A 21,495-nucleotide genomic window follows, 5' to 3' on the forward strand; every position below is an offset into this window, starting at 1 on the left:
CACCGCATCCGCCCTTCACCCTGATCTAAACTCCACACCCCCATTCACCGTGGAGACCGAACATGAACAACAAAAACACCCTGTGCCTCTGGTACAACGGCACCGCCCTGGACGCTGCGACGTTTTATGCCAAGACCTTCCCGGACAGTGCGGTGAAAGCGTTACACCGCGCGCCGGGGGATTATCCCGCAGGTAAACAGGGCGACATTCTGACCGTCGAGTTCACCGTGCTGGGCATCCCGTGTCTCGGCCTGAATGGCGGTCCGGCATTCCCGCACACCGAGGCGTTTTCCTTTCAGGTGGCTACCGATGACCAGGCCGAGACTGATCGGCTGTGGAACGCCATCATCGACAACGGTGGCCAGGCCAGTGCCTGCGGTTGGTGCAAGGACAAGTGGGGCCTGTCGTGGCAGATCACGCCGCGTGTGTTGTCGGCCGCCGTGACCCATGCCGACCCGGCGACGGCCAAGCGAGCCTTCGAGGCGATGATGACCATGACCAAGATCGACATTGCCGCGATTGAGGCCGCAGTGGCTAATCCCTGACCGACAACGATCGTTTCACCGCCCAGGCACTGTTCAAGTGCCTGGGCGGTGCGACCTGCCGGTAACTGCGCAGGGCTTGACACATTTACTCACATCCCCTGAAGATGGAGCCCTCATTCAGGGTGTGTCAGCTCATGCTTGCAACGTCTTTCGCTAACCTTTCCGTCATTGGCTTGATCGCCAAGGCGCAAGGTTGCGTTGCGCGCGCCCTCAAATCGAAGAAACAGTCGCTCATGTGACCGGGGCGCGCTGTCCCGTCAGATGAGCTGACAGGACATTGAGCGCGACGGACACCCTGCCCTTGCACAATTCCCTCTGCCCTTCTGACGGTGACTTTATCGGTCAATCATCAGGAGAAAGTGCATGTCAGCGTTTCAAGGTATCTGGGTTCCCGTGGTCACGCCGCTTCATGACGGCGCCATCGACTTTATCGGCTTGCGCCGGCTGGTCGAACATCTGCTGGAACAGCACGTGGCCGGGATCATGGTCTGCACCACCACGGGCGAAGCTGCGGCGTTGAGCCGCCAGGAACAACTGGCCGTGCTGGATGCGGTGTTGCAATGGGTGCCAGCGCACCGCGTGGTGATGGGCCTGGCGGGATATAACCAAATTGAGCTGTTGCAGTTCCAGGGCGAAATCCTCAAACGCCCGGTGGCCGGGCTGTTGGTGCCGGCGCCCAGCTATATCCGCCCGTCCCAGAGCGGCCTTGAAGCGTTCTTCCGCACGGTGGCCGACGCCTCCAGCGTGCCGATCATTCTCTATGACATTCCCTATCGCACCGGCGCGAGCTTTGAACAGGCCACGCTGCTGAACATCGTCGCCCATCCGCGCATCGTCGCGGTCAAGGACTGTGGCGGCAACCTGGGCAATACTCTGGCGCTGTTGGCCAGTGGTGCGGTGGATGTGTTGTGTGGCGAGGATATCCAGATCTTTAACGCGTTGTGCCTTGGCGCCAGTGGGGCGATCGCGGCGTCGGCACATGTGCACACCGAGCAGTTCGTGGCGCTGTGGCAGCAAGTGCGGGATAACCAGTTGAGCGAGGCGCGGCAGACGTTTTTCCAGTTGCTGCCGCTGATCAATACGCTGTTTATGGAGCCCAACCCGGCACCGGTTAAGGCGGCGCTGGCCCTGCAGGGATTGATCGGGAGTGAATTGCGCGCGCCGATGCAGCGGGCCGGCGACGCCACCGTCAGCCGTCTGCAAGCGTTGTTGTGAAGCCGGTTGATTGAGTGTCCCGCGCCACCTGCAACCGGTGCAACGTAATCTGGCGCACCTGCTGCTTGCTCAGTTCGATATGCCGCGTGAGCAGCCGTTGCGCCTGCTCACCGCGCCGTTGCAGGATCGCGTCGAGTATCTGCGCATGTTCTTCGTAGGTCGCCGCGATCCGCGATGCCTGGGTAAAGTCGAGCCGGCGGATGATGCGGATTTTTTCCGTAATGGCGTAGTGCATGCGCGCCATTTCGCGGTTGCCGGTAGCCTCCACCAGGGCGCAGTGAAAGCGCTCGTCCAGCGCGGACACCACCTGGGTGTCCTGCTGGCGTGCGCCCTCCTCCACCTGCCAGATCGCCTGCAACCCTTGCAACAGCGCAGGGCGCGGTTCATCCATCAGGCATAAGCGGTTGACCGCCGCCAGTTCCAGAATGATCCGCAGGTCATACAGCTCTTCGAAGTAGCTGAAGTCGAACGGTTTCACCTGCCAGCCACTGCGGAAATACACCTCCAGATAGCCTTCCTTCTCCAGACGATAGAGCGCCTGACGCACCGGGGTGCGGCTGACGTTCATGCGCTCGGCCACTTCGCCTTCGCTGAAGCGGTCCCCCGGCAGCAGGCGAAAGTCGAAGATATCCGCCTTGAGCTGCGCGTAGATCCGTTCGGCCAAGCTGTCGGGGCGCGCCCTGGTTTTTTTCAGCGTTGAACCCGGCATGCTCAGCCCCGACTCGCGACAAAGGCGCGCCAGCCGCCGAATTCGGTGATGTCGAGGGCGTCGGCCAGCGCCCAGGGCTCGCAGATAAAGCCTTTGACGCTGCGCCCGTCCGCCAGGCTCAGGTTGCCCATGCCCAGAGGCGCGGGGATTTCGGCGACGAACTCGCCAAAGCGTGCGATGGGCATGTCCCACAACTCGACGATGATCGAGCGGCCGCTGTCCGCCTTGGCCAGCCCCGGTTTCGGCGGCACGGTGCCCGGCAGCGCATACAGTCGATAGCTGTCGCCGGTCAGTGTTTGTTCGACCAACACCGCATTGCGCGTGGTCAGTTGGAAGTTCAGCGGCATGCCGCTCAGGTGCGCGCCAACCACCGCCACGCGCACGCTGCCGGGCGCGGGTGCTGGCGCGGCTGGCGCGGGTAACGCGCGCGCGGTGGCGCCCAGCGGCAGGCCGAGACCGGCTTGCCAGCGCTTGCCCAAGTGGGCCAGTGCCGTGTCATGCCAGGCCGGCGCCAACAGGGTGATGCCGCAGGGCAAACCATCGGCGCGCAAGCCGGCGGGCAGCGCCAGCGCACACAGGTCCGCCAGGTTGGTGAAGTTGGTGTAGTAACCGAACTGCGAGTTGTAGCGCACGGGCTCCCCGGCCATCTCGGCCTGGGTGCGAATCGTCGGCGAGGTCGGCACCAGCAAGGCATCGAACCCTGCCAGCGTGTCATTGATCCGCCGGCTCAGCTCGGCCCGCAGGTATTCGGCTTTGTAGGCATCGCAGGCGCTGTACTTAAGCCCGTTTTCGACGATGCCGCGCACCACCGGGTTGATCGCATCCGGCTGCTGTTCAAGCATGCTGTGCAGGGCGACCGTGCGCTCGGCGACCCATGGGCCGAAATACAACTGGTCCGCCAGGGCCTTGAACGGGCTGAAATCCACCGGGGTGATCTGCGCACCCAACGCCTTGAAGCGCTCGACGGCCTGCTCGAATACGGCCTGGTTCTGGGCATCGCCGAAGAACTCCAGGGTCGCCGGAACGGCGAGCTTGATCGCGCTGCCCACCGCCACAGGCGCGGTATGGGGGTTGGCGCGGGAATAGGCGTCGCTGGCGTCGTAGCCTTCGGCCACTTGCGCCACGGATTCGGCGTCCTCCACGGTGAGCGCAAACACCGAGATGCAATCCACCGTGCGGCACGCGGGCACCAGGCCGGTATTGGACAGGCGGCCTTTGCTGGGTTTTAACCCGACGATATTGTTGAACCCCGCCGGCACCCGACCGGAGCCTGCGGTGTCGGTGCCCAGGGAGAACGCCACCAGACCCCGGGCGACCACCGAGGCGGAACCGGAGCTGGAACCGCCGCTGACATACGCCGGATTGAAGCTGTTGGCCACCGCGCCATACGGCGAGCGGGTGCCCACCAGGCCGGTGGCGAACTGATCGAGGTTGGTCTTGCCCATCAGGATCGCACCGGCCGCACGCAGCTTGGCGACGACGCTCGCATCCGATGCCGGGGCGTAGGCAAATTCCGGACACGCCGCCGTGGTCTCCCAGCCGGCCGCGTCGATGTTGTCCTTGATCGCAAACGGCACGCCGTACAACGGCAGCTTGGCCATATCGCCACCGACCGCCGCCAGCCGCTCGCTCAATTGCGCCAACTGCGCCGTCAGTTGCTCAGGGCGCGCACGGGCGATCCAGGCGTTGTCGTCAGCGGCGTATTGCGCGGCCAGGGTCAGCACGATGTCCGGGGTGAGCGCGCCGCTGCGATAGGCCTCACGCCATTCGCCGAGGGTCCAGCCGATAACACGCTGCATAAGGGGGTCTCCATCTTGTATCCAAGTTTGGATTTGTTTCTAGCAAACCCCAGGCCAGTTGCGCACACCCAACGATTGCACGGGTTCGCGCCCAGGCCGCGCGGCAAGACTGCACACGGATGGCGCGCGCACCCTTCGCCCATGCGCCAAAAAAAGACAGCCGGCCGACCGCCCGGTTGCGACCCGTGCGATAGCAGCCTATGGTCCAAACCATGCTCTGCCGTTTGCTGTCCCCCCACCCTACACCCAGGTGACGACATGCCCACGCTTGCCCGCCCCGCCGTGCTTGAACTGATCGGCAACACCCCGCTGGTGCGGATCAGCCGCTTCGATACCGGCCCCTGCACGCTGTTTCTCAAACTCGAATCGCAAAACCCCGGCGGCTCGATCAAGGATCGCATCGGCCTGGCGATGATCGACGCCGCCGAACGCGACGGTCGCCTACGCGCCGGCGGCACGATCGTCGAAGCCACCGCCGGCAACACCGGGCTGGGCCTGGCGCTGGTGGGTCGAGCGAAAGGCTACCGGGTGGTGCTGGTGGTGCCCGACAAGATGTCCACCGAAAAGGTGCTGCACCTCAAGGCCTTGGGCGCCGAAGTGCATATCACCCGTTCCGACGTCGGCAAGGGCCACCCCGAGTACTACCAGGACGTGGCCGCGCGCCTGGCCAAGGACATCCCAGGCTCGTTCTTCGCCGACCAGTTCAATAACCCGGCCAACCCACTCGCCCACGAAACCAGCACCGCGCCGGAAATCTGGGCGCAAACCCAGCATGACCTCAACGCGATTGTGCTGGGCGTCGGTTCGGCCGGCACGCTCACCGGGCTGACGCGGTTCTTCAAGCGGGTGCAGCCGGCGTTGGAAATGGTGCTGGCGGACCCGGTCGGTTCGGTGATGGCCGAATTCAGCCGCAGCGGCACCTTGGTCACCCCGGGTTCCTGGGCGGTTGAAGGGATCGGCGAAGATTTCATCCCCGCGATTGCCGACCTGTCCAACGTGCGCCACGCCTATTCCATCAGCGATGAAGAGAGCTTCGACCACGCCCGCCAGTTGCTCAAGGCCGAAGGCATTCTCGGCGGCTCATCCACCGGCACCCTGCTCGCCGCAGCCTTGCGCTATTGCCGCGCGCAGACCACGCCCAAACGTGTGGTCAGCTTCGTCTGCGACACCGGCACGCGTTACCTGTCGAAGGTCTACAACGACCAGTGGATGAACGATGCGGGCTTGTTGCACTACAAGCACTATGGCGACCTGCGTGACTTGATCGCCCGGCGCTTCGAAGACGGCCGCGTGATCAGCGTCAGCCCCGACGACACCCTGCTCACCGCCTTCCAGCGCATGCGCCTGGCCGATGTTTCGCAACTGCCGGTGCTGGTGAACGGCCAGGCACTGGTGGGGGTGATTGACGAGTCCGACATCCTGCTGGGCCTGCACCACGACGCTGCGGACTTTTCCATGATCGTCGCCAGCGCCATGACCGAGACCGTACACACCCTCGCCCCGAGCGCCAGCCTCGCCGAGTTGCAGGCGGAGCTGGATCGCGGCCTGGTCGCCATCATCGCCGACGCGTCGGGCTTCCATGGCCTGATCACCCGTGTCGACCTGCTCAATCACCTACGGAGATCCCTTGCATGAGTCAGCCCGATAAAAACGCGTTTGCCACCCGCGTGATCCACGCCGGGCAAACACCCGACCCGACCACCGGCGCGCTGATGCCGCCGATTTATGCGAACTCCACCTACCTGCAAGACAGCCCCGGCGTACACAAGGGCTTCGACTATGGCCGCTCCCACAACCCCACTCGGTTCGCCCTGGAGCGCTGCGTGGCCGACCTGGAAGGTGGCCGCCAGGCGTTTGCCTTTGCCTCGGGGCTGGCGGCGATTTCCAGCGTGCTGGAGTTGCTGGATGCCGGCAGCCATGTGGTCTCCGGCAACGATCTGTATGGCGGCACCTTCCGCCTGTTCCACAAGGTGCGCCAGCGCAGCGCCGGGCACCGTTTCAGTTTTGTCGACTTGAGCGATGTGCAGGCGTTTGAAGCGGCGTTGCAGGACGACACGCGCATGGTCTGGGTCGAGACGCCCAGCAACCCGTTGCTGAGCCTGACCGACCTCAGCGCCATCGCCCGCATCTGCCGCGCCCGCGGCATCCTCTGCGTGGCGGACAACACCTTCGCCAGCCCGTGGATTCAGCGTCCGCTGGAGCTGGGCTGCGACATCGTGGTGCATTCCACCACCAAATACCTCAATGGCCACTCCGACGTGATCGGCGGTATCGCGATTGTCGGCGACAACCCCGAACTGGCCGAGCGCCTGGGCTTCCTGCAGAACTCGGTCGGCGCCATCGCCGGGCCGTTCGACGCCTTCCTGACCCTGCGCGGCGTGAAAACCCTGGCCCTGCGCATGGAGCGCCATTGCAGCAATGCGCTGGACCTCGCGACCTGGCTCGAACACCAACCGCAAGTGGCGCGGGTGTACTACCCGGGCCTGGTCTCCCACCCCCAACACGTCCTGGCACGTCGGCAGATGCACGGGTTTGGCGGGATGATTTCAGTCGCATTGAACTGCGACCTGGCCGGCGCCAGGCGTTTCCTGGAGCACGTCAAACTCTTCGCCCTGGCCGAAAGCCTCGGCGGCGTGGAAAGCCTGATCGAACACCCGGCGCTCATGACCCATGCCAGCATCCCGGCGGCGACGCGGGCGCAGTTGGGCATCGGCGATGGGTTGGTGCGGTTGTCGGTGGGGGTTGAAGATGTGGAGGACTTGCGCGCAGACCTCGCGCAAGCCTTGGCATATATCTAATGTGGGAGGGGGCTTGCCCCGATAGCGGTGGATCAGTCTCCTGATTCGGTGGCTGACAGATTGCTATCGGGGGCAAGCCCCCTCCCACACTGGGTACCGCGTCAGGCAGACGTGATGCTGGCCCTGTTTTTTGGAGACGCCTCGTAGTCCGCCAATGACATCCTAATGTGGGAGGGGGCTTGCCCCCTCCCACACTGAATGCTGCGTCAGGCTGACGTGACGTTGGCCCTGGTTTTTTGGAGACGCCTCGTAGTCCGCCAATGACATCCTCAAGTGGGAGGGGGCTTGCCCCCGATAGCGGTGGGTCAGGCTGATGTGACGTTGGCCCGCGCGCTATGCAGCTTCTTGTAGCTCTCGATCAAGCGCAGATGCCGATCCAGCCCTTCCAGCTTCATGCTGGTCGGCGTCAGCCCATAAAAGCGCACGCTGCCATTGACCGAACCGATCACCGCGTCCATCCGCTCGTGACCAAACATCCGTCGGAAGTTGGCCTCGTAGTCCGCCAGTTCCAGGTCTTCATCCAGTTCCATCTCCAGCACCGCGTTCACCGCCTGATAGAACAGGCCGCGCTCAGCGGTGTTGTCGTTGTACTGCAGGAACATTTCCACCGCTTCCTTCGCGTCCTCATATTGTTGCAGGGCGAGGTAGATCAGCAGCTTCAATTCCAGGATGGTCAGTTGGCCCCAGGCGGTGTTGTCGTCGAACTCGATGCCGATCAAGGTGGTGATGTCGGTGTAATCGTCCAGCTCGCTTTCCACCAGACGTTCGGCCAGCGCCTTGAGTTCAGTGTCATCCAGGCGATGCAGGTTGAGGATGTCGGCGCGGAAAAACAGGGCTTTGTTGGTGTTGTCCCAGATCAGATCGTCCACCGGATAGATTTCCGAGTAATCCGGCACCAGGATGCGGCAGGCGGTGGCGCCCAGGTGCTCATACACCGCCATGTACGATTCTTTGCCCATGTTTTCGAGAATGCCGAACAGTGTCGCGGCTTCTTCGGCGTTGGAGTTTTCGCCCTGGCCAGAGAAGTCCCACTCGACGAATTCGTAATCCGACTGGGCACTGAAGAAGCGCCACGAGACCACGCCGCTGGAGTCGATAAAGTGCTCGACGAAGTTATTCGGCTCGGTCACTGCGTGGCCTTCGAAGGTCGGCTGCGGCAGGTCGTTGAGCCCTTCGAAACTGCGGCCTTGCAGCAGTTCGGTAAGGCTGCGTTCCAGCGCCACTTCCAGGCTCGGGTGCGCGCCGAACGAGGCAAACACCCCGCCGGTACGCGGGTTCATCAAGGTCACGCACATCACCGGGAATTCACCGCCCAGCGAGGCATCCTTGACCAGCACCGGGAAGCCCTGGGCTTCCAGGCCCTGGATACCGGCCAGAATACCCGGGTACTTGGCCAGTACTTCAGTCGGCACATCCGGCAGGGCGAATTCGCCTTCGATGATTTCGCGCTTGACCGCCCGCTCGAAGATCTCCGACAGGCACTGCACCTGGGCTTCGGCCAGGGTGTTGCCGGCGCTCATGCCGTTGCTCAGGTACAGGTTTTCGATCAGGTTGGACGGGAAATACACCACCTCGCCGTCCGACTGGCGCACAAACGGCAGCGCGACAATCCCGCGCTCTTCATTGCCGGAGTTGGTGTCGAACAGGTGCGAGCCGCGCAACTCGCCATCGCGGTTGTAGATTTTCAGGCAATAAGCATCGAGGATTTCAGTCGGCAGCTCATCCTTGCGCCCAGGCTGGAACCAGCGCTCGTCCGGGTAATGCACGAACGGCGCGTTGGCCAGTTCTTCGCCCCAAAACTGATCGTTATAGAAGAAGTTGCAGTTGAGACGCTCGATGAACTCACCCAACGCCGAGGCCAGCGCGCTTTCCTTGGTCGCGCCCTTGCCGTTGGTGAAGCACATCGGCGAATGCGCATCGCGGATATGCAGCGACCACACGTTCGGCACGATATTGCGCCACGAGGCGATCTCGATCTTCATGCCCAGGCCGGCCAGGATGCCGGACATGTTGGCGATGGTCTGCTCCAGCGGCAGGTCCTTGCCCACGATGTAGGTGCCGGCCTCAGAAGTGGCGTTGGGCATCAACAGTGCCTGGGCATCGGCGTCGAGGTTTTCCACCTCTTCGATCACGAACTCAGGGCCGGCCTGCACCACTTTCTTCACGGTGCAACGGTCGATGGAGCGCAGGATGCCTTGGCGATCCTTGTCGGAGATATCCGCAGGCAGTTCCACCTGGATCTTGAAAATCTGGTTGTAGCGATTTTCTGGATCGACAATGTTGTTTTGCGACAGACGGATGTTTTCCGTGGGGATATTGCGCGTCTCGCAGTACAACTTCACAAAGTACGCCGCACACAATGCCGACGAAGCCAGGAAGTAATCGAATGGCCCCGGCGCCGACCCATCGCCTTTATAGCGAATCGGTTGATCGGCGATCACCGTGAAGTCATCGAACTTGGCTTCAAGCCGAAGATTGTCGAGAAAGTTAACCTTAATTTCCATGCGGGATTACCAAAATAGCGAACTTCAAATTGGCCGCCATTATCCGGCATTTGCGTTTGAAGTCTTGTGCTTTCGCGTTTCGGCCGCCGACTGACGGAGCTGAATACTGGATTTAGACCGGTGCAATGCTGTTACTTTGAATTGTCAGACAATCGGTCTTCAACTTATTTGAATGGTTGCCGATGTCCTACAGGCAATTCAGGGAGTAGTCGAATGCGCAACAACCAACCCGTGACACAGCGCGAGATTTCCCTCGCGCCTTCGCAGAAGCTCATCTCCGCAACCGATGTTGAAGGGAAGATCACTTACTGCAACGATGCCTTTGTCGATATCAGCGGTTTTGAACGGACCGACCTGATCGGCTCCCCGCAGAATATCGTGCGCCATCCCGATGTCCCCCCTGCCGTCTTTGCCCATATGTGGCGCGCGCTCAAGCAAGGCCTACCGTGGATGGGCATCGTCAAGAATCGCTCGAAAAACGGCGATCATTATTGGGTCAACGCTTACATCACCCCGATCTTCGAAGGCAGCCGCGTGGTGGGCTTCGAGTCGGTCAGGGTCAAGCCGAGCGCTGATGAGATCCGACGTGCCCAGGCACTGTACCGCCGTATCAGCCAAGGCAAATCGGCGGTTTCGCGCCGGGATAGCTGGCTGTCGACGTTGTTCGACTGCGTGCCCTATGTAGCCGCCGGGCTTGCCGGCGCCGTGGGCGGGCTGTTCCTCAGCGCGCCGCTGGCGATGGCTGTAGCGGTAGCCGTTGCGGTGCCCGTGGGCATAATCGGCACGCGGTTGCGTCAGCGTGCAACGTTACGTTTGCTGGCGGACGTCGAACCGTCGACCTCGGATGCGCTGATTGCGCAGATGTACAGCGATGAACGCGGCCCCCAGGCCCGCCTGGAAACCGCCTTCCTCAGCCAGAACGCCCGCCTGAAGACCTGCCTGACCCGCCTGCAGGACAGTGCCGAACAACTCAGCGCGCTGGCCGGGCAATCCGACCGACTGGCCATGGCCAGCTCGACCGGCCTGGACCGTCAACGCGTCGAAACCGAGCAGGTCTCGGCGGCCGTCAACCAAATGGCCGCGACCACCCAGGAAGTCGCCAGCCACGTGCAACGCACCGCGGATGCCACCCAGCAAGCCAACGTGCTGACCGGACGCGGCCGCGAGGTGGCGCGCGATACCCGCGAAGCCATCGAGCGCCTCTCCGCCATGGTCGGCGAGACCGGTATCACCGTGGCGCAACTGGCCCGGGACAGCGACGAAATCGGCTCTGTGGTTGACGTGATCAAAGGCATCGCCGACCAGACCAACCTGCTGGCCCTCAACGCTGCCATTGAAGCAGCACGTGCCGGCGATATGGGTCGCGGCTTTGCCGTCGTCGCCGACGAGGTGCGCCAATTGGCACAACGCACCACGCACTCCACCACCCAGATCCATGGTTTGATCACCAAGCTCCAGGCGTCGTCCAACAACGCCGTGCAAAGCATGGAGCACGGCCAGCGCCAGGCGCAGGAAGGCGTGGCCCGGGTGCTTGAGGCGGACCAGGCGCTGGTCGGCATCAGCGAAGCGGTGTCCCACATCACCGAGATGACCACCCAGATCGCCGCCGCCACCGAAGAGCAAAGCGCGGTGGCCGAAGAGATCAGCCGCAACATCACCACCATCGCCGAACTCGCCGACCAGACGTCGGTCCAGGCCCACCAATCCACTGACCTGAGCAAAGAACTGACCCACACCGCGGCCACCCAATACGCACTGGTTGAGCGTTTCAACCGCTGACCGTATACGCACGCGCCCATTCTCCAAATGCCGCAGGCAGCTGGAGGGTGGGCGCCTGACTCCCGCCTCGCCTCAACTCACCCCCAACTCCACCACCCCCGCATTCAACCGCACCGGCCACACCCGCAAGTGCTGGTGCGGTGCCTCCAGGCATTGGCCGTCTGCCAGACGGTAATGCTGTTTGTAGATCGGCGCGGCCACCACCAGGTCGCCTTTGATACTGCCGACCAGCCCGCGACCGATCACGTTCGCGCCGGATTCCGGGTCGTGGTTGTCGATGGCGTAGAGCGTCTGATCCGGTGCGTCCGGCAGGTAAAACAGCGCGACTTGCGCGCCGTCGTACCACACCACCACGCCGGAGTTACTCACCAGGTCGCTTTCGTTGCACACGCTTTGCCAGGTGGCAAGGTTTCGCTGGGTGTTGGACTGGCTCATCAGGCAAGCTCCTCGATGACGGGAATCAGGTTGAGTTCGGCGGCCATGATCGGCCGGCGCTGGCCGCGTTCGTGGACAAAATGGATGTCCGGGTCCGGGCGCTTGTCGTTGACGAAGGTGCGGAAGCGTTTGAGTTTTTCCGGGTCTTTGAGGGCGTTGGCCCACTCGCATTCGTACCGGTCGACCACCAGCTGCATTTGCGCTTCGAGTTCGGCGCCCAGGCCCAGGCTGTCGTCGAGGATCACGTCCTTGAGGAAATCCAGGCCACCTTCCAGGCTTTCGCGCCACACCGAGGTGCGCTGCAATTTGTCGGCGGTGCGGATGTAGAACATCAGGAAGCGGTCGATGTAGCGGATCAGCGTGGCGTCATCCAGGTCGGTCGCGAACAGCTCGGCGTGGCGTGGGCGCATGCCGCCGTTACCGGCGATGTAGAGGTTCCAGCCCTTCTCGGTGGCGATCACGCCGACGTCTTTGCTTTGCGCTTCGGCGCATTCGCGGGTGCAGCCGGACACCGCAAACTTGAGTTTGTGCGGCGAACGCAGGCCTTTGTAGCGGTCCTCGATGAGCAGCGCCATTTTCACGCTGTCCTGCACGCCGTAGCGGCACCAGGTGCTGCCGACGCACGACTTCACCGTGCGCGTGGATTTGCCGTAGGCATGCCCGGTTTCAAACCCGGCGTCGATCAGCTCGGCCCAGATGTCCGGCAACTCATGCAGTTGCGCGCCAAACAGGTCGATGCGCTGGCCGCCGGTGATCTTGGTGTAGAGCTCGTATTTCTGCGCGACCACGCCGATGGCGATGAGTTTTTCCGCAGTGATTTCGCCGCCCGGAATACGCGGCACCACCGAGTAGGTGCCGTTCTTCTGCATGTTGGCCATGAACGTGTCGTTGGTGTCCTGCAACGGCACCAGCGAGGCGTCCATGATCGGCTGGTTCCAGCATGACGCGAGGATCGAGCCCACCGCCGGTTTGCACACATCGCAACCGGTGTGGCCACGGCCATGTTTGGCCAGCAATTCTTCGAAAGTGATCACCCCTTCCACACGCACCAGGGCATACAACTCCTGACGGGTATAGGCGAAGTGTTCGCACAGGCTCTTGTCGACGCTGACGCCTCGGGCCACCAGTTCATGCTCGAACACCTGCTTGAGCAAGCCGGCGCAACCGCCGCAACCGGTGCAGGCCTTGGTCTGCGCCTTGAGCAGGCCAAGGTCGGCGCAGCCGCTGTCGATGGCCGTGCAAATCGAGCCTTTGGTGACGTTATGGCAGGAGCAGACGGTGGCCGACTCCGGCAAGGCGCCAGGGCCGAGGGTCGGTGCGCCGGCGGACGACGGCAAGATCAGGCTGGCCGGTTCGGCCGGCAACGCAATGCCGTTCTGCATGTACTGCAGCAACGTGTCGTAGTAGCTGTTGTCGCCGACCAGCACCGCACCGATCACCTGTTTGCCGCTGGCGTCCACCACCAGGCGCCGGTAGCTGGCGCTGGCCTCGTCGATGAACTGGTAGCTGCGCGCACCGGGCGTGTGTGCATGGGCGTCGCCAATGGAACCGACGTCCACCCCCAACAGTTTGAGTTTGGTCGACATGTCCGCGCCGACAAAGGGCTCGGCGGCCTGCCCGCACAACAGCGCGGCAACCCCTCGGGCCATCTGGTAACCCGGCGCGACCAGGCCGAACAGGCTGCCGTTCCAGGACGCACATTCGCCAATCGCGTAGATGTTCGGGTCGCAGCTCAAGCATTCATCATTGATCACCACACCGCCGCGCGGGCCAATCTCCAGGCCGGCCTGGCGGGCCAGTGCGTCCTGGGCGCGGATCCCGGCGGAGAACACGATCAGGTCGGTTTCAAGGAATTCGTCGTTGGCAAAATTCATGCGGTAGCGGTACTGCTCGCCGGCGCTGATCGATTGGGTGGCGCGGGACAAATGCACGCCCACGCCCAGCCGCTCGATCTGCGCCTTGAGCGCCAGCCCGCCGAAGTCATCCAGTTGCACCGGCATCAGGCGCGGCGCGAATTCCACTACATGGGCTTCAAGGCCGAGGCTTTTCAGGGCGTTGGCGGCTTCCAGGCCGAGCAGGCCACCGCCGACCACCACGCCACGCCGGGCATTCGCGGCGGCGGCGCGGATGGCGTCGAGGTCTTCCAGGGTGCGATAGACCAGCCGCGAATCGCCTTGCGCGCCGTCTATCGGCGGCACAAACGGATAAGAGCCGGTCGCCAGCACCAACGTGTCATACGCCACGTTGCCTGCGGCGGTGATCACCTCACAGCGGGCGCGGTCGATTTCCAGCACCGGCACCCCCAGGTGCAGGGTCACGCCCGGCGTCTGGTACAGCGAGGCGTGCGACAACGCCAACGACTCGGCATCACGGCCGGTGAAGTATTCGGACAAATGCACGCGGTCATAGGCACGCATCGGCTCCTCGCTGAACACATGCAGGCGATAGTGATCCAAGGCGCCGCGCTCGATCAGTTGCGCCACACAATGATGGCCGACCATGCCATTGCCGACGACGATCAGGGTTTTCAGCTGTTTCAGACTGGAGTTCATATCAAGCACCCGACAAAGCTCATCACGGTTTGAAAAAAGCAAAAAAAAACGCCTGAAACCTTGCGGTTCCAGGCGCCTTTGCCTGTTCTGATGCGGGATCGATCCGGACGTCTTCGCCGGTTCTACCGCTGGTGCCCATGACCTGTACGGCCTGTCGATCGTCGTTGACCGAGGTGGGATTGTTCCTGAGCTTGCAGGCTCTGTGCCAATCCGCCGTCATGCCCGTCGCAACGGCGGCAAGTGCCGCTCACCCTGCCAGACACCGCTGGTTGTGCCTCCAACTGGTGCGCGCCGGCGTCATAAAAGTGCATTTTCCCGTGTAGCGCGGGCGCACAGGGCGCAACCAAGCCCGTCACAGCGGCGTGTGAAAAACCTGGCGCGTGACTTGCTAGGAACACACCAACCAAGCAGTCAACGCTGACTGCCCACTCACGACAAAGGCGCCGTGTAATCCCCGTTTCCAACGGAGGGTTGCAGGGCGCTTTTTTTATGGGCGGGCAGAAAAGATCCGAGGATTACCAATGGCAAACCAACGTGTACGCAGCGTGTGTCCTTATTGTGGCGTGGGCTGCGGCATCGTCATGCACGTCGAGCACAACCGCGTGGTCAAGGTGATCGGCGACAAGGCCCACCCCACCAACGCCGGCCGGCTCTGCACCAAAGGCAGCACCTGCGGGCAAGCCATCGCCGAGTCCGGCCGCATGGAAAACGCCTACCTGCGCCAGGCGCGTGATCACGACCCGGTGCGTATCGGCATGGACAAGGCCATCAGCGAGACCGCCGGCCGTTTGCGCGCCATCCTCGACCGCGATGGCCCGGATGCGCTGGCGTTCTACGTGTCCGGGCAGATGTCGCTGGAAGCCCAGTACCTGATCAACAAACTGGCCAAGGGTTTTGTGCGCACCGCCAACATCGAGTCCAACTCACGCCTGTGCATGGCCAGCGCCGGCAGCGGCTACAAACTCTCCCTCGGTGCCGACGGGCCGCCCGGCTCGTATGAAGACTTCGACCGCGCCGACCTGTTCTTCGTGATCGGCGCCAACATGGCCGACTGTCACCCGATCCTGTTCCTGCGCATGATGGAGCGGGTCAAGGCCGGCGCCAAACTGATCGTGGTCGACCCTCGGCGCAGTGCCACGGCCGACAAGGCCAACCTGTTCCTGCCGATCAAACCGGGCACCGACCTGGCGTTGCTCAACGGCTTGCTGCACCTGCTGGTGAAAAACGGGCACACCGACCCGACCTTTATCGCCGCCTTCACCGAAGGTTGGGAGGCCATGCCCGGCTTTCTGGAGGACTACCCGCCGCAGCGGGTCGCCGAACTGACCGGCCTGGCCGAAGCCGACATCCGCCAAGCCGCCGACTGGATCGGCCAGGCCGCCGAGTGGATGAGCTGCTGGACCATGGGCCTCAACCAAAGCACCCACGGCACCTGGAACACCAACGCGCTGTGCAACCTGCACCTGGCCACTGGCGCGATCTGCCGCCCCGGCAGCGGGCCGTTCTCCCTGACCGGGCAACCCAACGCCATGGGCGGTCGTGAGATGGGCTACATGGGCCCCGGCCTACCGGGGCAGCGCTCGGTGCTGGTCGACGCCGACCGCGCATTTATCGAAGCACTGTGGAACCTGCCCGCCGACAGCCTGCCGCGCCAGGCGGGCAGTGGCACCGTCGCCATGTTCGAGCAGATGGCGGCCGGGCAGATCAAAGCCTGCTGGATCATCTGCACCAACCCGGTGGCCAGCGTGCCCAATCGCCAAACCGTGATCAAGGCGCTGCAAACCGCCGAACTGGTGATCACCCAGGATGCGTTCCTCGATACCGAGACCAATCGCTACGCCGACATCCTCTTGCCCGGCGCCCTGTGGGCCGAAGCCGAAGGCGTGATGATCAACTCCGAGCGCAACCTGACCCTGATGCAAAAAGCCGTGGAGCCACCGGGCGAGTCGCTGGCCGACTGGCAGATCATCGCCCGGGTCGCGTGCGAAATGGGCTTCGCCGACGCCTTCACGTATGCGTCCGCCGACGAGGTGTTCGAAGAGATCAAGCGCGCCTGGAACCCCGCCACCGGCTACGACATTCGCGGCGCCAGCTATGCACGCCTGCGCGAACAACCCCTGCAATGGCCGTGCGCATCGAACGAGGCCGCAGAGCGCAACCCGATCCGCTACCTGAATAACGGCATCAGCCAACCCCTCAAGACCCATGCCGACGGTCGCCAACCCGCGATCGTTTTCGCCACCGAACACGGCAAAGCCCGGTTTTTCCCGCGCCCGCACCTGTCGCCGGCGGAAATGCCCGATGAAGCGTTCCCGTTCGTGCTCAACACCGGCCGCTTGCAACACCAGTGGCACACCCTGACCAAGACCGGCAAGGTCGCCACACTGAACAAACTCAACCCCGGCCCCTTCGTCGAAATCCATCCCGACGACGCCGCCAGCCTGGGCATCAAGCACAAAGACCCGGTCGAGATACGCTCACGGCGCGGCCGCGCCGTACTGCCCGCAGTGATCAGCGACCGCGTGCGGGCGGGCACCTGTTTTGCGCCGTTTCACTGGAACGATGTGTTCGGCGACAACCTGGCGATCAACGCCGTGACCCATGACGCGGTCGACCCGATTTCGCTGCAGCCCGAGTTCAAGTTCTGTGCGGTGGCCCTGCAACGGGTCGAACTGATCGAGCACCAGTTCCTCGACGTAGCGGCACCCGTCGCCCAGCCCGTTTCCCCCTTAGCAGAGGAGCTCGCCATGTCGCGCCTCGACGCCTTCGCCGACCTGGTCGGCATCCGCAACCTGCCGTCACCGTCATTGAGCGACAATGAGCGCACCTACCTCGCCGGTTTTCTCAGTGGTCTGCAATCCAGCGCCGCGCACCCGGCCGGCGGTGTCCCGACGCTGCCGGCGAATGCGCCCGTGGCCAAGGATGCCCGACTGTGGCTGGACGGCCTGCTGGGCGGCTTGTTCAGCCGCACCGAGGCCAGCGCCGTGGCAGCCGCGCCCGCCCCTGATACGCCGGCCGTCACCTTGTTATGGGCCTCGCAAACCGGCAACGCCGAAGCCTTGGCCGAGCGTTTTGCCCAGCGCCTGCGCGCCAGCGGCATCGCGGTGGAGCTGAGCGCGATGGCGGACTTCCCCGCGAGTAAACTGGCGCACACGCAGAACCTCGCGTTGATCAGCAGCACCTTCGGCGACGGCGACCCGCCGGACAACGGCGAAGGTTTCTGGCACGGCCTGACACACGCCGAGACCCGTCTGGAGTCGCTGCGTTTCGCGGTACTGGCGTTGGGTGATCCCAATTACGAGCAGTTCTGCCAGCACGGCAAACAACTCGACCGGCGCCTGCTGGAGTTGGGCGCCACCCGCCTGCTCGAGCGCGTCGACTGCGATACCGAATTCGAAGAACGCGCCGATGCCTGGTTCACGCAGTTCCTACACACCCTCAACCCGGCAACGCCCGTAGCCCTCGCCACGCCCAGCGGAAAACCCGAGACGCATGCCTCACGGTTGCTGCTCAACCTGCACCTGAACCCGCAAAGCCGCCACAAGGAAACCCGTCAATTCTCCCTGGACCTGGCGGACTCCGGGCTGACCTACGAAGCCGGCGATGCCTTGGGGGTGATGCCGCGCAACTGCCCTGAACTGGTCAGCGAGTTGCTTGATCTGACGCGCCTGGGTTCCAGCACCTGCGTAAACATCGACAGACTCGGCGACGTGCCGCTGCACCAGGCCCTGACCGAGCACTTTGAAATTGCCCGGCCCAACAGCGAGACCCTGGCCTTCATCGCCGAGCGCAGCGCCAAGCCGGGCCTGAAACACCTGCTCGAACCTGAGCGCAAAACCGAGCTGAAGGACTGGCTGTGGGGCCGGCAACTGGCGGATGTGCTGCACGAATACCCCATCGACTGCTCGGCGGACGAACTGCTCGGCACACTCAAACGCCTGCAACCGCGTTTGTATTCGATTGCATCCAGCGCCAAGGCGCACCCGCGGGAAGTCCACCTGACCGTGGCGGCCGTGCGCTACGGCAAGCGCAAAGGCGTGTCGTCAACCTTCCTCGCCGACCGCGCCGACAACGGCGAAGTACCGGTGTTCGTGCAGCCCTCCAAACACTTCCGCCCGCCTGCCGATGGCGACGTACCGATCATCATGATCGGCCCCGGCACCGGCGTGGCGCCCTTCCGCGCATTTTTGCAGGAGCGCCGGGCCCTGGGGCATCAGGGCCGCAATTGGCTGTTTTTCGGTGAACAACACGCGGCGAGCGATTTTTACTACCAGGATGAACTGCGGGGCATGCAGCGCGATGGTTTGCTCACCCACCTGAGCCTGGCGTTTTCCCGCGATCAGGCGCAGAAAATCTACGTGCAGGACCGCATCCGCGAACACGGCGCCGAGCTGTGGCGCTGGCTGCAGGAAGGCGCGCAGTTGTACATCTGCGGCGATGCCAGCCATATGGCCAAGGATGTCGACCAGGCCCTGCGCCAGGTTGCCCATCGTCACGGCGGGCTGGGCGTCGAGAGCGCCGTCGATTACTGGCGGCGGATGAGTGAGCAGAAGCGCTACCTGCGGGATGTCTACTGAAAACAGTCACGCCGCCTCAGTGTCGGCGTGACCGATGACATCAGCGCTGAAATTCCGCTGGCCATTCCATGCTCATGGGCGCACAGAAGTGGCGGGTGATCAGCCCTCATTCTGCAACTGCGCCTGCTGATCGGCTGAATTAAACGCATTGACATGGTTGCCTAAAGCAATAATATACTTGCTCAAGGCAACCATTAGAGCGCGCACCATGTCCACTCCCCTGCTTGTTCAGCGCGCTGGTATCGTGCGCGGCTTCAACCGTTTCTATACGCAGCAGATCGGCGTGCTGCAGGAACACCTGCTGCAAAGCGACTTCTCCCTCACCGAAATCCGCGTGATGTACGAACTGTCCTCACGCGGCGACCTGACCAGCACCGACCTCTGCCAGATGCTCAGCTTGGATGCGGGTTACTTGAGCCGGCTGATCAGCGGATTGGAGAAGAAGGGCTTGATCCAGAAAGTCCGCTCGATCACCGATGCGCGCGCGGTGCAACTGCACCTCAGTGACCTGGGCCGGTCCGTCCTGGCCCCGCTGGAACAACAAACCCAGCAAGAAGTCATTGCCTTATTGAGCGCCTTGCCCGAGCCGCAACAACAGCAATTGACCGCAGCCATGCAGCGCATTCAAGCGTTGCTGCAAGGCACCGCTCCGAGCTACCTGTTGCGCGACCCGCAACCCGGCGACATGGGCCTGGTGGTGCAGCAGCAATCGGCACTGTATGCGCGTGAATACCAATGGAACTGGGAGTTCGAAGCACTGGTGGCGGAGATTGTCGCCAAGTACCTGCGCGAGTTCGACCCGACCCGCGAGCGCTGCTGGATCGCGGAGAAGGATGGCGCGGTGGTGGGTTCGGTGTTCGTCGTGCGCCGTGACGACAGCACCGCCCAACTGCGCATGCTCTACGTCGACGCGAGTGCGCGGGGCCTGGGTATCGGCCAGCGCCTGGTCGACGAGTGCCTGCGCTTTGCCCGAAATGCCGGGTACACACGCATGATGCTGTGGACCATGAGTGCACTGACCGACGCGCGCAAGCTCTACCAGAAAGCCGGTTTTGAGCTGATTGAGGAAGAGCCCACCCTCAGTTTTGGCCAGCCGCTGGTCAGCCAGACCTGGGCGCGTGCGCTGTAGTGCGGGGCTTGGACGACTCAAGCCCCGCCGCGTTTACAGATCAGTGATTTCCTTGTGGCGCGGCACCAGGCTCTTCATCACGCTCCATGCAACCAGATACGCCAGCGCACAGATCGCGAACATGATCATGTAGCCGGTGTGGATATCGCCGATGGACTTGTAGTAGTCAAACACCCAGCCGCCGACCTTGGTCATCACCACCCCGCCCAAGCCGCCGGCCATGCCGCCGATGCCGACCACCGAGGCCACGGTTTTCTGCGGGAACATGTCGGACACGGTGGTGAAGATATTGCACGACCACGCCTGGTGCGCCGACGCGCCCACGCCGATCAGCAACACCGGCACCCAGAAGCTGATGTAGCCCAACGGTTGCGCCAGCAGCACCACCAGCGGGAACAGCGCGATGACCAACATGGCTTTCATGCGGCCGTCGTAAGGCGCATCACCCCGCGCCATGAAGTAGCTGGGGAACCAGCCGCCACCGATGCTGCCGACCATGGTCATGCTGTACAGCACCGCCAGCGGCATGACGATATCGGCGCCTTTCATGCCGTATTGCGCCGACAGGTAAGTGGGCAGCCAGAACAGGAAAAACCACCACACGCCGTCAGTCATGAACTTGCCGAAGGCAAAGGCCCACGTTTGGCGATAGGTCAGCAGCTTGAACCACGAGACTTCTTTCGACGCCGCGCCTGTAGCCTGCGCGGTGAACGGCTGTGCGCTCTGGTCACTGCGGATGTAGGCCAGTTCCTCGGCCGACAGGCGAGTTTGCTGATCGGGTTTTTCATACACCGCAGCCCACACCGCGACCCAGACAAAGCCGAGCATGCCGATGACCATGAACGCCGCTTCCCAACCCCACATCCCGGCGATCAGCGGCACACAGATCGGCGCCAGGATCGCGCCAACGTTGGCGCCCGAGTTAAAAATGCCGGTCGCCAGCGAGCGTTCTTTCTTGGGGAAATACTCAGCGGTCGCCTTGATCGCAATCGGGAAGTTGCCTGCCTCACCGATCGCCAGCACCGCGCGGGAGAGCATAAAGCCCGCGATCGATACCGGAATCACCGCCAAGCCAATCGCAGCGCTCACGGCCGCGATCCCCTCGCCCATCGGCACCGCGAACGCATGCATGATCGCGCCGGTGGACCAGATGGCAATCGCCATGACGTAAGCCGCCTTGGTGCCGATCTTGTCGACAAACCGCCCGGCGAACAGCATGGAAATCGCATAGACAAACTGGAACACCGCCGCGATGTTCGCGTAATCGGTGTTGCTCCAGCCAAATTGCGTCGACAACTGCGGCGCCAGCAGGCTGAGCACCTGGCGGTCGAGGTAGTTGACGGTGGTGGCGAAGAACAGCATCGCGCAGATGGTCCAGCGATAGTTGCCTACCGCTTGGCCAACGCGCTGGGCGTTGATGGGCTCGTTCAAGTTCATGGCATCACTTTTTATT

At 63.1% G+C, this 21,495-nt stretch carries 13 protein-coding genes and 1 pseudogene; 8 read left to right on the plus strand and 6 right to left on the minus strand.

Features of this window, described 5'->3' with window-relative positions; all coding sequences use genetic code 11:
* Positions 1 to 62: 62 nt before the first annotated feature.
* Both U5A08_RS15865 and dapA read left to right on the plus strand, forming a co-directional pair.
* Positions 63 to 545, plus strand: a complete 483-nt coding sequence (locus U5A08_RS15865; RefSeq protein WP_017846413.1) for a VOC family protein — start codon at positions 63 to 65, stop codon at positions 543 to 545.
* A 363-nt stretch (positions 546 to 908) separates the two neighbouring features.
* Positions 909 to 1,760: a 4-hydroxy-tetrahydrodipicolinate synthase gene (gene dapA / locus U5A08_RS15870; protein WP_321847381.1), complete on the plus strand. Its 852-nt coding sequence runs from the start codon at positions 909 to 911 to the stop codon at positions 1,758 to 1,760.
* On the opposite strand, the gene U5A08_RS15875 is transcribed toward dapA, so the two are convergent.
* On the minus strand, positions 1,735 to 2,469 hold the full coding sequence (locus U5A08_RS15875) for a GntR family transcriptional regulator (protein WP_321847382.1): 735 nt from the start codon (positions 2,467 to 2,469) through the stop codon (positions 1,735 to 1,737). The genes dapA and U5A08_RS15875 overlap by 26 nt on opposite strands.
* A gap of 2 nt (positions 2,470 to 2,471) precedes the next feature.
* Entirely contained in the window at positions 2,472 to 4,268 is a 1,797-nt protein-coding gene (gene atzF, locus U5A08_RS15880; protein ID WP_321847383.1) for an allophanate hydrolase, read from the minus strand.
* 258 nt (positions 4,269 to 4,526) lie between these two features.
* On the opposite strand from atzF, the gene U5A08_RS15885 reads away from it, so the two are divergent.
* Together U5A08_RS15885 and U5A08_RS15890 are read left to right on the plus strand one after the other, a co-directional pair.
* On the plus strand, positions 4,527 to 5,903 hold the full coding sequence (locus U5A08_RS15885; protein ID WP_253396266.1) for a pyridoxal-phosphate dependent enzyme: 1,377 nt from the start codon (positions 4,527 to 4,529) through the stop codon (positions 5,901 to 5,903).
* On the plus strand, positions 5,900 to 7,066 hold the full coding sequence (locus U5A08_RS15890) for a cystathionine gamma-synthase (protein ID WP_321847384.1): 1,167 nt from the start codon (positions 5,900 to 5,902) through the stop codon (positions 7,064 to 7,066). The genes U5A08_RS15885 and U5A08_RS15890 overlap by 4 nt, the downstream gene beginning before the upstream one ends.
* Positions 7,067 to 7,371: 305 nt before the next feature.
* Here U5A08_RS15890 and U5A08_RS15895 read toward each other — a convergent pair whose 3' ends face one another.
* Complete coding sequence (locus U5A08_RS15895) at positions 7,372 to 9,570, minus strand: OsmC domain/YcaO domain-containing protein (protein WP_321847385.1); 2,199 nt, start codon at positions 9,568 to 9,570, stop codon at positions 7,372 to 7,374.
* A 213-nt stretch (positions 9,571 to 9,783) separates the two neighbouring features.
* Between U5A08_RS15895 and U5A08_RS29935 the strand changes: the two are divergent.
* A pseudogene (locus U5A08_RS29935) lies at positions 9,784 to 10,056 on the plus strand (PAS domain-containing protein); the annotation flags it as partial.
* 252 nt (positions 10,057 to 10,308) lie between these two features.
* Positions 10,309 to 11,349: a methyl-accepting chemotaxis protein gene (locus U5A08_RS15900; RefSeq protein WP_425262848.1), complete on the plus strand. Its 1,041-nt coding sequence runs from the start codon at positions 10,309 to 10,311 to the stop codon at positions 11,347 to 11,349.
* 72 nt (positions 11,350 to 11,421) lie between these two features.
* Here the strand turns inward: U5A08_RS15900 and nirD are convergent, their stop codons facing one another.
* Together nirD and nirB are read right to left on the minus strand one after the other, a co-directional pair.
* Positions 11,422 to 11,784 carry a nitrite reductase small subunit NirD gene (nirD, locus tag U5A08_RS15905; RefSeq protein WP_253396272.1) on the minus strand — a complete coding sequence of 121 codons (363 nt, stop codon included), beginning with the start codon at positions 11,782 to 11,784 and terminating at the stop codon, positions 11,422 to 11,424.
* Positions 11,784 to 14,336, minus strand: a complete 2,553-nt coding sequence (nirB, locus tag U5A08_RS15910) for a nitrite reductase large subunit NirB (RefSeq protein WP_253396273.1) — start codon at positions 14,334 to 14,336, stop codon at positions 11,784 to 11,786. Before nirB ends, nirD begins: the two co-directional genes overlap by 1 nt.
* A 521-nt stretch (positions 14,337 to 14,857) precedes the next feature.
* Between nirB and U5A08_RS15915 the strand changes: the two genes are divergently transcribed.
* Together U5A08_RS15915 and U5A08_RS15920 are read left to right on the plus strand one after the other, a co-directional pair.
* Positions 14,858 to 18,913 (plus strand): bifunctional nitrate reductase/sulfite reductase flavoprotein subunit alpha, encoded by a 4,056-nt coding sequence (locus U5A08_RS15915; protein WP_321847387.1) that lies wholly within the window; start codon positions 14,858 to 14,860, stop codon positions 18,911 to 18,913.
* A gap of 208 nt (positions 18,914 to 19,121) precedes the next feature.
* Positions 19,122 to 20,042, plus strand: coding sequence for a bifunctional helix-turn-helix transcriptional regulator/GNAT family N-acetyltransferase (locus U5A08_RS15920; RefSeq protein WP_321847388.1), 921 nt, complete (start codon positions 19,122 to 19,124; stop codon positions 20,040 to 20,042).
* 33 nt (positions 20,043 to 20,075) lie between these two features.
* Here the strand turns inward: U5A08_RS15920 and U5A08_RS15925 are convergent, their stop codons facing one another.
* Positions 20,076 to 21,479, minus strand: coding sequence for an MFS transporter (locus tag U5A08_RS15925; RefSeq protein ID WP_321847389.1), 1,404 nt, complete (start codon positions 21,477 to 21,479; stop codon positions 20,076 to 20,078).
* Between the last annotated feature and the right edge of the window lie 16 nt (positions 21,480 to 21,495).

It is taken from the genome of Pseudomonas paraveronii (assembly GCF_963681955.1).
In the GTDB taxonomy this organism is placed as follows: Bacteria; Pseudomonadota; Gammaproteobacteria; order Pseudomonadales; family Pseudomonadaceae; genus Aquipseudomonas; species Aquipseudomonas paraveronii.

Bases quoted from the DNA above. Each gene is read 5' to 3' on its own strand.
- U5A08_RS15885 (WP_253396266.1), top strand. From the start codon at position 4,527: ATGCCCACGCTTGCCCGCCCCGCCGTGCTTGAACTGATCGGCAACACC.
- nirD (WP_253396272.1), bottom strand. From the start codon at position 11,784: ATGAGCCAGTCCAACACCCAGCGAAACCTTGCCACCTGGCAAAGCGTG.
- U5A08_RS15920 (WP_321847388.1), top strand. From the start codon at position 19,122: ATGTCCACTCCCCTGCTTGTTCAGCGCGCTGGTATCGTGCGCGGCTTC.
- nirB (WP_253396273.1), bottom strand. From the start codon at position 14,336: ATGAACTCCAGTCTGAAACAGCTGAAAACCCTGATCGTCGTCGGCAAT.
- atzF (WP_321847383.1), bottom strand. From the start codon at position 4,268: ATGCAGCGTGTTATCGGCTGGACCCTCGGCGAATGGCGTGAGGCCTAT.
- U5A08_RS15915 (WP_321847387.1), top strand. From the start codon at position 14,858: ATGGCAAACCAACGTGTACGCAGCGTGTGTCCTTATTGTGGCGTGGGC.
- U5A08_RS15890 (WP_321847384.1), top strand. From the start codon at position 5,900: ATGAGTCAGCCCGATAAAAACGCGTTTGCCACCCGCGTGATCCACGCC.
- U5A08_RS15925 (WP_321847389.1), bottom strand. From the start codon at position 21,479: ATGAACTTGAACGAGCCCATCAACGCCCAGCGCGTTGGCCAAGCGGTA.
- U5A08_RS15895 (WP_321847385.1), bottom strand. From the start codon at position 9,570: ATGGAAATTAAGGTTAACTTTCTCGACAATCTTCGGCTTGAAGCCAAG.
- dapA (WP_321847381.1), top strand. From the start codon at position 909: ATGTCAGCGTTTCAAGGTATCTGGGTTCCCGTGGTCACGCCGCTTCAT.
- U5A08_RS15875 (WP_321847382.1), bottom strand. From the start codon at position 2,469: ATGCCGGGTTCAACGCTGAAAAAAACCAGGGCGCGCCCCGACAGCTTG.
- U5A08_RS15900 (WP_425262848.1), top strand. From the start codon at position 10,309: ATGGCTGTAGCGGTAGCCGTTGCGGTGCCCGTGGGCATAATCGGCACG.
- U5A08_RS15865 (WP_017846413.1), top strand. From the start codon at position 63: ATGAACAACAAAAACACCCTGTGCCTCTGGTACAACGGCACCGCCCTG.